At 42.5% G+C, this 13,042-nt stretch carries 10 protein-coding genes; 3 read left to right on the top strand and 7 right to left on the bottom strand.

Annotated elements, in window-relative coordinates:
- Nucleotides 1-148: 148 nt before the first annotated feature.
- A complete protein-coding gene (locus tag AB4238_RS01785; RefSeq protein ID WP_372030812.1) occupies nt 149-1,573 on the bottom strand; it encodes a M16 family metallopeptidase in 1,425 nt (474 codons plus the stop codon).
- A 50-nt stretch (nt 1,574-1,623) separates the two neighbouring features.
- Entirely contained in the window at nt 1,624-2,955 is a 1,332-nt protein-coding gene (locus tag AB4238_RS01780) for a M16 family metallopeptidase (RefSeq protein ID WP_372030809.1), read from the bottom strand.
- Nucleotides 2,956-3,299: 344 nt separating this feature from the next.
- On the opposite strand from AB4238_RS01780, the gene AB4238_RS01775 reads away from it, so the two are divergent.
- Nucleotides 3,300-3,986: a PilZ domain-containing protein gene (locus AB4238_RS01775; protein ID WP_372030808.1), complete on the top strand. Its 687-nt coding sequence runs from the start codon at nt 3,300-3,302 to the stop codon at nt 3,984-3,986.
- A gap of 24 nt (nt 3,987-4,010) precedes the next feature.
- Here the strand turns inward: AB4238_RS01775 and AB4238_RS01770 are convergent, their stop codons facing one another.
- From AB4238_RS01770 to AB4238_RS01760, 3 genes are all read right to left on the bottom strand, one after another.
- The gene (locus AB4238_RS01770; RefSeq protein WP_372030806.1) at nt 4,011-4,970 is read right to left on the bottom strand and encodes a hypothetical protein; all 960 of its coding nucleotides are present in this window, start codon (nt 4,968-4,970) and stop codon (nt 4,011-4,013) included.
- A 186-nt stretch (nt 4,971-5,156) separates the two neighbouring features.
- A complete protein-coding gene (locus AB4238_RS01765) occupies nt 5,157-5,513 on the bottom strand; it encodes a hypothetical protein (RefSeq protein ID WP_372030805.1) in 357 nt (118 codons plus the stop codon).
- A 128-nt stretch (nt 5,514-5,641) separates the two neighbouring features.
- Nucleotides 5,642-7,189 (bottom strand): EAL domain-containing protein, encoded by a 1,548-nt coding sequence (locus tag AB4238_RS01760; RefSeq protein ID WP_372030803.1) that lies wholly within the window; start codon nt 7,187-7,189, stop codon nt 5,642-5,644.
- Between the two features lie 401 nt (nt 7,190-7,590).
- Between AB4238_RS01760 and AB4238_RS01755 the strand changes: the two genes are divergently transcribed.
- Nucleotides 7,591-9,699 carry an EAL domain-containing protein gene (locus AB4238_RS01755; RefSeq protein ID WP_372030811.1) on the top strand — a complete coding sequence of 703 codons (2,109 nt, stop codon included), beginning with the start codon at nt 7,591-7,593 and terminating at the stop codon, nt 9,697-9,699.
- Between the two features lie 195 nt (nt 9,700-9,894).
- Here AB4238_RS01755 and AB4238_RS01750 read toward each other — a convergent pair whose 3' ends face one another.
- Both AB4238_RS01750 and AB4238_RS01745 read right to left on the bottom strand, forming a co-directional pair.
- Nucleotides 9,895-10,497 (bottom strand): tRNA-uridine aminocarboxypropyltransferase, encoded by a 603-nt coding sequence (locus tag AB4238_RS01750; RefSeq protein WP_372030802.1) that lies wholly within the window; start codon nt 10,495-10,497, stop codon nt 9,895-9,897.
- Nucleotides 10,498-10,672: 175 nt separating this feature from the next.
- Entirely contained in the window at nt 10,673-11,875 is a 1,203-nt protein-coding gene (locus AB4238_RS01745; RefSeq protein ID WP_372030810.1) for a multidrug effflux MFS transporter, read from the bottom strand.
- Nucleotides 11,876-11,975: 100 nt separating this feature from the next.
- On the opposite strand from AB4238_RS01745, the gene AB4238_RS01740 reads away from it, so the two are divergent.
- The gene (locus AB4238_RS01740; protein WP_372030800.1) at nt 11,976-12,971 is read left to right on the top strand and encodes a LysR family transcriptional regulator; all 996 of its coding nucleotides are present in this window, start codon (nt 11,976-11,978) and stop codon (nt 12,969-12,971) included.
- Nucleotides 12,972-13,042: the final 71 nt, after the last annotated feature.

Raw genomic sequence — 13,042 nt, 5'->3', positions numbered from 1 at the left:
GGCTTAACAGACATAAATGCTCCAGACATCACGCCCTAAGCTATCCATCCATGGGGCTTATGGCATAAATGTTCCAGACATCAAAAAGCCGCGAATTATCGCGGCTTTTGTTATTTCAATGAGCGAAACTCACCCTATTACTTTTTGATTAACCACCGAAGCCAACATCTTTAATATCGACCTGCTTAACGCTACCGTATTGCTTAGCAATTGGAGCAATTTTGGCGGCATTACCGATAATTACGAACTGTAAGTTATCTTTGGGAAAGTAAGTGTCGATCAATCGCTTCGACTCTTGCAATGTTAAACCATCAACTTTCGCTTGAAACTCATTGATAAACGCATCATCAAAGCCATACAGGTACATATCAGACATCAAGCCCGCTAGCTGACCACTAGTTTCATACTTAGGTGGAAACTGGCCTTTAACGTAAGCTTTAGCTGAATCTAGAGTCTTTTGATCTAAACCTTGTTCCCATAGACGATCATAGGTTTTAAGCGCTAAGTCGATAGTCTCTTTGGTCGTAGCAGTCTTAGTAAAGGTACTGATCCTAAACGTACCAGCGGCTGAATAAGCACTAAAGCCTGAACGTGCGCCATAAGTTAATCCTGCATTAACTCTTAACTCGTCATTGAGCCATGAAGTAAAACGCCCACCCAGAATAGTGTTGATCACTGTTAAACCAACAAAATCAGGGTTGTCGCGACTAATCCCCATACCGCCAACTAAAAAGGTGGTCTCAACTGCATCACCTTTATCAACTAACAATACCTTGTTAGCATCAAGTGTTGGCAAACCTTGTTTAAGATCCAAGGGCTGAATCGTTTCAGTGCCTTTCCAACTAGCAAACAACTGCTGCAACTTTGCCTTCATCTTAGCAACATCAAAGTCACCGACGACACTGATAGCCGTGTTCGATGGCTGATAGTAACTCTTATGAAAAGCTCGTAACTGCGATACATTGAGCTCGGCTAAAGACTTGCTATCACCCGAAGTCGCATTGCCATATGGATGGTCAGCAAAAATGAGTTTGTCATAGTAGCGACTAATCACTGCTCTTGGACTCTCTTTCGATTGCCCTAACCCTGCGATCTCGCGTTGACGTAACTTGTCGAACTCAGCAGCATCAAAGTCTGGCGATAGCAACACGCTTTGGATCAGCGGCAGCATGATGTCAGCATCTTTCGCCATAAAGTTAGCACTTAAGTAGCTACCCTCTTTACCTGCCCCACTTGAAAGACTTGCGCCGAGAAAGTCTACCTCTTGCTCTATCTCTAGCTTAGTTTTGCCTGCTGCACCGAGCATTAAACTCGCAGCAGTGACTTGGGCCACACCCGATGTAGTATCGTTTACCGCCCCAGCTCTTACCGTGGCATTAACCGTAATGAGTGGCACTTCTGTTTGCGGCATCAGATAAATAGTCAGGCCGTTATCAAGTGTTAATTGCTGATACGCAGGCACACTAAAGCTACCCGTATCTACGGTAGTGCTTTGCATGTCAGTGGCAGCACAGCCCGTAAGTGTTATCGCGCTTGCTATAGTCATAGCACTAACAAGTTGCTTTGTTTTCATCGCCAAAGGCGCAGAAACTGACAGTTTAGTGACTCTGTTGATTAATGTTTTCATTCGTCAGCCTCCTCAGTAGCAGCCAGTACAGCAACAGTTCGATTTGAACGCTTTAGGTAAGTTTGCGCCACGCGTTGAATATCCGCAGGCGTTACCTTGTTGTACTCTTGAGGAGCATTAAACAACTTATCGTAACTACCAAAGAACAGTTCATAAGTTCCTACTGTATTGGCTTTACCATTAATCGTTTCCATCGCTTGATAGAAGCCCATCAATTTGATGTTTTTAACCTTCTCCAGCTCTTGTTCAGTGACGCCTTCGCGACCAATACGGTTAATCTCAGCGATCATACTTTTCTCAAGTTCGACCGCTGTAATGCCTGGGTTAGCCACACCCATAACGTAAAACAGATTCGGGTCGAAAGACATTGGCATATAGGTTTCAACTTCAATTGCCAACTGCTTATCAACTAGCCCTTGATACATGCGTGAGCTATTACCAGTGGTTAGAATTGAAGACAACAGATCAAGCGCATAATAATCAGCATTTGAAGTTGCAGGCACATGATAACCGAGCATTACATTAGGTGTGCTCACCGACGCTTTTTGAACATAGACTCTACGCTCACCTTTCTGCAGTGGCTCAACGGTTTTCACCTCTCTTGGAGGAGCTTGTGCAGGAATAAGTGCGAGGTATTGGTTTGCTAAACGCTTCACTTCGGCAAGCTTTACATCGCCCGCAATCACGACAACCGCATTGTTAGGTGCGTAATAGGTCTTATGGTACTGAACCAGATCATCTAACGTCCAAGCAGCAATATCCGACTCGTGGCCAATCACCGACCAGCTGTAAGGGTGCGCTCTAAATGCTGCGCCTTTTAGCTCTTCTTGTAGGTTGCGCCAGTTAGAGTTTTCAAGACCGGTAAGACGCTCTGAAGCCACCACACCGCGCTCACTTTCAACCATTTCAGGGTTAATATCGAGGTTCTCGATGCGATCTGCTTCTAAATCGAAAATGGTTTCAATCGCATTAGCCGGAAACCAATCTGTATAAACAGTTAGGTTTTCCGTAGTGTAGGCATTATTTGCGCCACCAGCGGCTTCCATGGTGCGGTCAAACATTTTTGGGCCATACTTCTTCGCACCATTGAACATCATATGCTCAAAAAAATGTGATATACCAGTGATGCCTGGCACCTCATTACGAGAACCTACTTTCCAAAACAGGTACATATTAGCGTTAGGGATCGAACTGTCTTCTAACACCATTATTTTCATGCCGTTATCCAGAGTAAAACTCTGAATATCTTTGGCTTCCGTTGCTTGTACGGCGGATGCTGTAAATAGCATACCCACTGACAGTAACAATGCCTTTGTATAGCGCTTCATTATTCGCTCCTTGTTTGAGCACTTATGTTGTCATCACAAAATTTGACTGCATATTGCAGCTCTATCATCTAAATGACCTAATTCAGCTGATATAAAAAAGCAATTCGTACTGAAAATCAAATTTGCCTTCCCTTTTATTTGTAACGTTCAGTAAACATAGCGATACTTTTATTAATACCAATAGAATACCAATAGAATACCAAGAGAATAACTGGAGCGATTTTGTAACTCCGCAACTCAACTTACTAAACTGTCAATACGACCAAAAAGTACTCCATAAATATCAACAGCAGCAGTATTTTATGCTAGTTTGAATCAAGAAATTCTTTAGCTACTGCCTGACTATGCCAACTCAAAATGATTTTAATGCGCTTGATAATTTAGCCTGCAGTACTGAAGTGCACCTGCAGATCCTCACTCCAACACAAGCCATTCGCTTGCGCAGTAAACTCATTGGTTTGGACTCCGGGCGTTCTATCATTCTCACTCACGGTAACGATAAAGCTTGGGCAGCTGCTACTCCTTTTATTAGAGAACGACAGAGCGTGATCATGCGAGTGGTAAACAGCGATGAACAAGACGCTAATATTCTCGCTTTTAGGAGTAGCATTCAAAAAGTCATTACCGTTGTTGGTCGTTGGCTTATCATTGATTATCCCAAGGCTTTGCAAACGGTGGCTTTAAGGCAGCACTCTCGGATCCCCATCAATGTAACAGCCAATTTAGTCTGTAACACAAGCAATACCGTTGTTTCTAAAGGCGATCTGCGTGATATCTCCATAAAGGGTGGCGCTTTTGTTGGTGAGCAGATAGAAGGCTTTGAGCTTGATAGCCAGTATAAGTTGCAAGTTAGTCTTGATGAACAAAATGAAACTATCGATACCTTGGTCACCCTGAAAAACCAGCAGGAAGCTGAAGGGCAAGTAGAACAGATCCAATATGGCTTGATCTTAGAAGCCGAGCATGAAGAAGCTGAAGTGATGGTACAAAAAGTTATTTTGCACCATCTACTGCAAAACCCAAAAAACTAGCTGTCTGGAGTAGATTAGTAAGCTTTATTGCATTAATACCTGCTCTATCTTGAAGAGAGTTTTAGGTGACTTTAATTCTGTTTCTTCAGTAACAAGCAGTGCAAAATTGTCGGCAATAATCTCTTCAGGGTGAATAATGTAGTTGGTATTACGCCCCACTTGCTTAAAGAAACCTTTAAGGTCAGGCACAGCGATGATTTCTGCTTGCTGCGGGTCATAATCAGCTCTACTAGGCTGCTCGTCACGACCAACAATGACAAACTTAAAGGTTAAATAGTCAAAAAATTCACCGCCTTTTTTGACATCATATTGCTCAACATCTGAGTACAATATTGGCACTACCCACACAAGTTCGCCTTTATATTTTACTCGTATTGCAAAGTCATTTATCGGTGCATCTGGATTGGTGATCTTTTGCTTAGCCAAGTGACTTGGAAATTCAATATCACCGATATACTCATAACCAATAGCTTGATAGAGTGCTTGCTTTATTTCAGGGTTAAAACGCGAGTAGATATGCAGTAATTCATGGGCAATTAATCTAGATAACCCCTGCTTTTTAGCTAACTGACGAGCTTGTAAAATAATCGCCTGGCCCCGTGTATAAGCTGCGCCGCCCTCTTCCAACCCTGTAGTTTTAATGAATTGAATAGGATCAGGTAAGCTCACTTTTAACTCAGCTAATTTAGCGCTAATACTGTTAAATGCAACAGTAATAGTTTGCTGCTCTTGCGGCGTCCAATCTAAGGTTTGCTGCGCAACAAAACCAAGGTAATCGCCCTTTGACTGCGCACTACCTTGTTTCATTCGGGCATCGATATCAAACTGACTAACCCGTTGAACAAAGTCATCATTCAATGTCAGTAAATGAGTTGCTTCGGCTTTACTCAAAAACTCTATGTTGTAGATTGGTTTGGCCTGCGCCATGTGACTAAATAGCAACACAGCGACAAAACAACTGAGGAGAGATACTCTATTTAACATATTAAAATTCCAATAGATTGATAGCCGCTCCGCTTCAAAAATACCTTTATCAAAGCCGACTGAGCGGGAATAGGTTTATAGCCGTTTGGCAAAAATGCGTCCTGCCTGTATTGATAACCTCTAATGTCCAATGAGTGCTTTTAAATTTTAGAACTAATTGAGAACTGATTTAGAACTAATCGATAACTAAGAAGGTTTCGGTATTTTCCGCTCTAGCTTAGCCGCTTCTTTTGCTTCTCTTAAGTATTTGTCTTCTCTAGATTCTCGCTCATTAAACTGCTGTTGAGCTTTTTCACGCTGCTCGCTTTGCCAATCTCTTTGCTTTTCTTTAGCCAGTATCTCTTTTTCATGCTCAGCAGCCTTATTGGCAGCATCCTTTGCTTTTTGCAACTGCTCTTGCTCAATTGTTAAAGAGCGCGCTTTTGCCTCTTCAGCCTTGCCTGCCAGCATCGCCGGGTTACTTTCGTCACTTGCCTGTATGCCAGCACTGAAACCAAGAGCAAGTGGCAGAGTAATAGTCATTAATACTTTAGATAACGTCACTTATCGTTCCTTAAATAACAATCAAATAGCGAGCTAATACTATCTTATTTCACTTGCATTAAATATCAGCTATTTAATCCCGCTTCGGCCGACCTCCTGCATTAACCAACCTAGAAGTGCGGATTATGTCAATTTTGTTTTGCTAACCAGAACTGAATAAACTCTTCTGCTGGTAGTGGCTTAGAGAAATAATAACCTTGATGTAGGTGTACACCTCTCGCAAGCAGTGCCAAAGATTGTTCATGCGTCTCAACACCCTCTGCAATCACCTCCATCTTCAATGTCTTAGCCATTTGAATATAGGCATCTAATACCGGTGTGTTATTAGGTGACAACACTAAGGTGTCAACAAACAGTTTATCAATCTTAAGAATGTCGATATTCAGCTCTTGCAGATATGATGCTCCACCATAACCGGTTCCCGCATCGTCAAGTTCAATCATCACTCCAAGCGCTTTCAACCGCTCAAGATGTTGATTTGCCACCTCTAAATTTCTTAAAGGCAAACGTTCAGTAATTTCAAGCGCTATCTGATGAGTAGGAAAACCAGACGTTGCGAGCTGCTCTATATGGCAGCAAAAGTCTTCTTGCTCAACTTGCTCAGGAACTAGATTTAGACTGCATCTGAATTCGTCATCACCTGCAAATATCGGCTCCAAGTCTTCGGGGAGCTGCTCCAGCATCTGTATTGTTAACGGATTGATTAGTGCTGTGCGTTCGAGCTCATCAATAAAGCGCACCGGTGGAATCACCTCACCATTAGCTCTTACCCAACGAACGAGCGCTTCGGCTCCAACGATACGTCCTGTCGCGGCATCCATAATAGGCTGGTAAAAAGCGACAAGCTCTCGCTGACGTATTGCTCGCTTTAATTGTTGCTTGAGCGTACGCTCAGATCTTTGCAGTAATTTAAACAAATAGGCACATAAAAGCGACACAAAAAAAGATAGTGGCAAGCTAAATACCAGGTTATTAGTCATCATTTTTAAAATACGATTGCGGTTTACCTGAGAGGCAACGTAGAAAGGATAACGATCACTTTCAATACGAACGGTGCTAACTAAATCAACTAAAGGTTCCCCCATAACATAAACTAAACTGTCATTAGTTAGCCTAACTTCAACATGCCTGCACTTGGTACAGTCAGGGTCAAAAAACGCATAACTATCATCAAGCGTTATGCGAATGGCGCTGGTACTCTTCTTACCTATATAACCAAGAAACAGACTGCGACTATCCTGCTCCCTCCAGTTATAATTGAGTACCGCAAGCGGAAACTGGCGATTAACTTCATCGAGTAAAATTAAGTTTTCAAAGTTACGATCTTTTTGTGCTACAACGATCTGGCCAACTACAGAGCAATAAGTAAACCTCTGCTCTTGACTACTCCTAACAAAAAACAGTCCACCGTTAAAATGATGCAGTAGAAACTGCTCTAGTTCTGCTCGACCTTTATCATCACACTTCTCATAATTTAACTGTTCTAGTTTATACATATTACGCATAGCATAATTAAGCTTATGCTCTACATAATTTACCATCTGTTCAGCATCTGAGGTTACTTCTGTAATCACACGCCAATATGCCACAGCATACGACAGCAGCAGCATCAGTGAAAAAACACCTAGGAAAACACCAACAATAGGCAAAAAAAGCTTACTTCGAAACTGGGCCACTAACCACCTCAAGATTGTTGAATCTATTCCAGATTACCGTAATCGTGCCGCAATCGCTCTCATTAATTTAACAAAAGTTACGCCGCGACCTAGGTATTTAGAAATGCTCACTAAAATCACTCACAACAGTCAGCCACCAAACATAAAATCACTTAACGAGGTATCGTCTACACTTAGTTAACCAGCTAACACGTTAACAAAAAAATAAATTCACTTATCCGTACCTTTTTTATGATCAAAACTGATTTTATACAAAATTTTGTTGCTACATGTTTGTACAAAGCGTCAAATAAAGGTATTTTTGACGCTTATAGAACAAAGTATCTAAAACTCTAGATTTATTCACTTTTAATCAGTACCGACCATTAGAGTAATGTTATGAAGGAAAGGGAAAAATGAATATGCAAAAGTGGTCAGAGTTATACTCTCACCTATCATCTTCCAACCCTTCTCTTTCAGGGCAACTTATTCAATTAGACAGTGCAGAGCTACCTTCAGCCCTGGCTATCATCCAAGGTTATCATTTCCTTGCCGCCAACCAAGCGACCTTAAATTATTTCGAAAGTGCTGAACAAAACTTTGTCCATGCAACCCCCTATGATTTCTCCCCAAGAATACAATCATCAGGTAGAAATAGTGTTGAGTATGGACAACAAAAGCTCCGTGAAGCCGCTAAAGGCAATATAGTTGCCTTTAATTGGCTGCACATTAGCCAGCAAGGTACTGAGCTGCCGACCAAGGTAACGCTTTATCCAGTCAAGCTTAGAGATGAAAATGTTATTTTGGTACAATTTACTCCCATGGATAGACGGGGGAAACGTCGTACTCGCTCAAACAATGGTTTTGAAGGACTGCCCAAAGAGCTAATGTCGATAACACTAGAGGATAGTGCAGAAGCTGTATATATCACTAACGAAGACAATCGAATCTTAGCGGTAAACAAGGCCATGTGTCGTATTTGTGGCTATAGCGCTGAACATATGCTCGCCAAAACACCCAATGAGCTTGGCTTTGAAGCGATGCTCAATGCTAATCCTCTAAAAGAGAAAGGTAACTGGCAAGGCGAAGTCTGGAAATATCGCTCGGATGGCTCAAAATTCCCCGCTTGGCAGAGTTGCCGCCGGATCTATGCAGATGGCACTGTGTACTTCGTCAATCTATTCAGTGATATTAGCGAGAAAAAACGACTTGAAGCTAAGCTCACCCAGCAAGCGATGTATGACAAGCTAACCGGATTACCTAATCGATTTCATCTTATCAAAATTCTTAATAAGGCCATCGAAGATATTAAACAGCACAGTAGTATGATTGGTGCTTTAATGTTTTTAGATCTCAATGGCTTTAAAAATATTAATGATAGTTTCGGTCATGCAACTGGCGATAAAGTTTTACAATTAGTCGCGGCCAGACTAGAAACTTGCTGTCTTGAAGACGCAGAGATTGCTCGGCTCGGTGGCGATGAGTTCACCTTGGTACTACCAAAATGTAAAAATAAACAAGAGATCGAAACCTTCTCTGATTTAGTTCTTTCTTTGTTTGACGCTCCATTCGAAATCGATGGGCAAAAATTTTACCTCAGTACCAGTATCGGGATATCACTATTTCCACAACAAAGCCACGAAGCTAATCAGTTACTGAGTATGGCTGACACAGCCATGTATTCAGCAAAGAAAAGTCCCAATCACATTCGCTTTTACAATACTGCCATCAGAAAAGCAGCAGAGAAAAAATTACATATAATCAATGACTTGAGACATGCTCAGAGTTTAGGCCAATTTAGTTTAGTTTATCAGCAAATTGTCGACCTTGAATCCAACGAGATGATTGCCGCTGAAGCGCTACTGCGCTGGCAACGCAGCAACGGCGATATACTGGAAGCCAGTGAATTTATTCCGTTATTGGAAGAGACCGGCTCAATGGTCAATGTCGGTTTATGGGCACTAGAACAAGCCTGTACTCAGATGGCTCTTTGGCATACGCAGTACAATAATAAACTAAAAATCACAGTTAACATTTCAACTTCTCAGTTAGAACACCCTGACTTTGTCGCCATGCTAACCAAAGTGTTACAACAAACTCAGTTACCATCAGATAAACTGATTATCGAAATTGAAGAGTCTGCGTTAATTCGTAAACCAATTCTGATGTCTGCGGTTTTAAGCGAACTTAAACAGCTTAATATAGGCATCGCCATCGATGATTTTGGCGCAGGCCTCTCCTCATTAAGTCGCTTAGGTAGTTTGCCAATTGATTGCTTAAAAATTGATTCCAGCTTTGCAGATCGATTACATGAGCCTCAAGGAAAAGAACTATGCAAAGCCATGGTTCAATTAGCGCAAACTTTGAATATCTGTTATATCGCAGAAGGTATCGAAACCAAAGAGCAAAAAGAGTTATTAGCTACGATGGGGAAAGGGTTTGGCCAAGGCTACCATTTTGGCTGGCCTGCAACGGCTGAAGTGTTTGCCTCAGAAGCGCTAACCCAGCAAAATCTAAAGCGTAGATTTTAACGAATGGTTGAAAGATGGCTGCATCAAACACCTGAATAAATTCAGTATCGCCCCCTGCAAAAGCCGTGAATGAGGCAGCCACTTACGTCAGCTAAAATAGCTTACATGGCTATTAAACCCTATATTTCACTGGATTAGCGTGACCTAAATTGGGTTTTACTGAGTATTAGATGACATGATTCACAAATTCTAATTCTATTTATTATCTCTATATCGCTCACGCACATCTGCCGGCATTGAAGCCAACCTTTGCTCAACTAATGCAGCTAATGCATCGGTTAACGGTGTAACATCTTGCAGTGGCTCTATCGCCTTTAACATCATAGCACTCGCCTCTAAAGTTGATAAACTGTCACTGCGACTGGCTTTGCGAATGGTGTAATTAGAGGCAGATTCTAACTCAAGGTGCAGAGCAGGAAAGTCCGCTAGCCAAGGGTTTAGCTGCAACAACTTGTAAGCTTTTCTCCAGGTGCCATCCAACAGTAATAGAATCACCTCTTCGCCAAGTGAATTGCTACCAGCCAATTCGCTCTCATCTGATGGATAAACTAAATAGACTGGCTTGTCAGAATTGGTTAGATATTGCCTTAGTACAGAAAAATCCTCGGGTGTTTCTCCAACATAAACCTGTGTTTCAGGGATCACTAACTCCATTAAGCGCACACTATTTTTAGCATGACCAACTTCACTGGGATCTTGCAATACGATCAGTTCGGTTTTTACCTGCATTTTTCTAATACTGGCACACAGGCATGCTTTTAATGGGTAATAGCATGTAGGACAATCTGGACGAGACAAAAGTGTAAACCTTCTTCATTCCGCTAACTTGGTTGTGTTTAGTTTATACCAATTAGCTATGCTCTATCATTAAGCTTCACGCAAAAAAAACCTGCATAGATGGTTGCTCTATACAGGTCAAAGGGTGTTTCATCGTTAGCCGTAAAACAGCGCTAACTATAATTTCATCAGTCGCTTAATAAGCATGTTGCTCTTGATGCCAATGGTCAAAACGCGACATAGCCATCATAGCGAGTAAGATTATCGCTAACCCTCCCATGACCAAAGCTACCGCGTAAGGTGCCGGAATACTGGTTTGTTGTACTAGAGCAGTCAGTAGTGATGCGCCACTCATCTGGATGAAACCTAACATCGCAGTTGCAGTGCCCGCTCTTTCTCCAAATGCAGATAACGCCATACTCGTTGCAGGCCCTAGCAACAATGCAAAACCAATACAGAGCAACATCATTGGCAACATAAAGCTAAATGCCGCAGCTAACCCATGCTGGGGACCGAATACCTGCACTAACACTTCGGTTGCAGCTGCAACCAGCATGAAACTGAGTGCCAGAATAACCGTCGGGCGGTTCCCTAGCTTTTTAATCACTACTGGAGCGGCAAAACAAGCAACGATATTAACCGCAGCATTTAGGCCGAATAGGCCACTAAAGGTCAACTCTGACACACCAAGGCGATCTATCAACCAAACTGGAGCATAAGAAACATAGCTTAAAATGGCCGCCATCCCGGCCATACAAGCAAAGGCATAGAATAAAAAGTGAGTTTCAACAATCACTGGCTTATAACGAGCCCAGCGATATAGCGGCCCTGAACTAACAGTGTTCTGTGGGCGCGTTTCTGGAAGGCGGTAGCCAACAAAAACTAGAATAAGAATTGCGTACAGTGTCATAAACACAAACGTAGATCGCCAGCCAAATTGCAGTGCCAACAGGCCGCCCAATGTTGGCGCTAATGCAGGGATAACACATATCATGCCGTTAAGGTAACTGTAGTAGCGAGCCCCCTCTTTTGGAGAAAAGCAATCACGTACAGCACTAAAAACGACGATAGAGGTTGAGCAAGCAGCCAAACCTTGCAACACACGTGCAAACTGAAGCCATTCAAACTCAACGGCAACAGCAGCTAGCATACTACTTGCTGCATAAAGGATAATACCGCCTAACGCGACAGGCCTTCTGCCATATCTATCGGCTAAAGGACCGATCAATAATTGCCCTGTCCCCATCGCAAAGAGGAACAACACCAAAGTCGACTGGATTTGGCTCGCTGAAACTGAAAACTCTGCCGCCATGGCTGGCATAGAAGGAAGGTAAATATCGATAGCCAAAGGACTAAGAACCACCATCGACATTAAAATAGGTAATAGGTTACGACGCATCATCTTTCTCAAATAAAGGAAACGTGACTATATTAATCAAACCATGGTATGAACAGAAATGATATTATTTCCATAATGAATTTCCATTGAGGAATATCTAGTGAAATTAGAGAATTTGGCCCGTATCGACTTAAACCTGCTGGTAATACTGCAAATACTGCTTGAAGAGCAAAGTGTAACTCGAGCCGCCAACCGTTTGCATGTCAGCCAGTCTGCATTGAGTAAAAGTCTCAATAGACTGCGTGAAACCTTAGGTGATCCGCTTTTTCTGCGCACAGCTCATGGTTTGAAGCCAACCGCTCACGCCGTTCAACTAGGAAAAATGCTGCCACAAAGCCTACAAAGCCTATATCAACTGACTTTACCACCTAGCTTTGAGCCCGCTAGCAGTAGCAGACAGTTCTCATTTGCCATGGTTGAAAGTGCATATGAAACACTCATCCCCTATTTTATAGGCCCGCTACTCACCAAAGCACCAAACCTTAAGCTCGATAGCTATGTCTGGACCGAAAACTCGACACTAGCAATCCAGCAAGGGCAGATAGATTTTGGAATATCTGGCCGAGATCTGCATCCTCAGTCTGCTTTTCAGGTAGACAGGCTTCCCGATGGAATAGCGCATCAAACTCTCTTTACTGACGAACAAGTTTGTCTGGTTCGAAAAGGCCACCCATTGCTCGCCGCAATAGCTGCTGGCCATTGGAACCGAGAGATCTACCTAGAGATGTCGCATGTGCAAGTACGCTGTGAAGGGAATGATTGGTGGGCGCTAGACTATCACTTAGCCGACTTAGGTCATCATCGTCGTATTAGCACCACGGTGCCTGATTTTTATGGCGCAGCCAGTATTTGCGCCCATAGTGATCTGATATTCACACTACCTGCAAGCTTTGCCAAACATGCACAAAAACTATATCCATTAGCAGAACTGTCTCTGCCTTTTGATTTCATGCCACTTGCTTATGTACTTTTATGGCACCAAAGGAACGATGACGATCCTGGGCACCAATGGGTTAAGAACATTATTTGCCAAAGTGTTTCTACAGCTTTTAGCTCACCAGACCTCAAGGAATTTACTGAAGTTAGTAGCAGTTGAGCTTTCACGGTTATTTTTTACCACCGTTTATTGGTTGTTCTAACAAGGCGTAGGCTATGCGGTTTAGTCAT

The sequence above is a fragment of the Shewanella sp. 10N.286.45.A1 genome, from assembly GCF_041470405.1.
GTDB lineage: Bacteria > Pseudomonadota > Gammaproteobacteria > Enterobacterales > Shewanellaceae > Shewanella.
The sequence above is the reverse complement of the archived record's forward strand: the minus strand, read 5'-3'. Positions and strand labels throughout refer to the sequence as shown.

Excerpts from the sequence above, each read along its gene's own strand:
- AB4238_RS01785 (WP_372030812.1), bottom strand. The coding sequence starts at position 1,573 with ATGAAAACAAAGCAACTTGTTAGTGCTATGACTATAGCAAGCGCGATA.
- AB4238_RS01780 (WP_372030809.1), bottom strand. The coding sequence starts at position 2,955 with ATGAAGCGCTATACAAAGGCATTGTTACTGTCAGTGGGTATGCTATTT.
- AB4238_RS01775 (WP_372030808.1), top strand. The coding sequence starts at position 3,300 with ATGCCAACTCAAAATGATTTTAATGCGCTTGATAATTTAGCCTGCAGT.
- AB4238_RS01770 (WP_372030806.1), bottom strand. The coding sequence starts at position 4,970 with ATGTTAAATAGAGTATCTCTCCTCAGTTGTTTTGTCGCTGTGTTGCTA.
- AB4238_RS01755 (WP_372030811.1), top strand. The coding sequence starts at position 7,591 with ATGCAAAAGTGGTCAGAGTTATACTCTCACCTATCATCTTCCAACCCT.
- AB4238_RS01745 (WP_372030810.1), bottom strand. The coding sequence starts at position 11,875 with ATGCGTCGTAACCTATTACCTATTTTAATGTCGATGGTGGTTCTTAGT.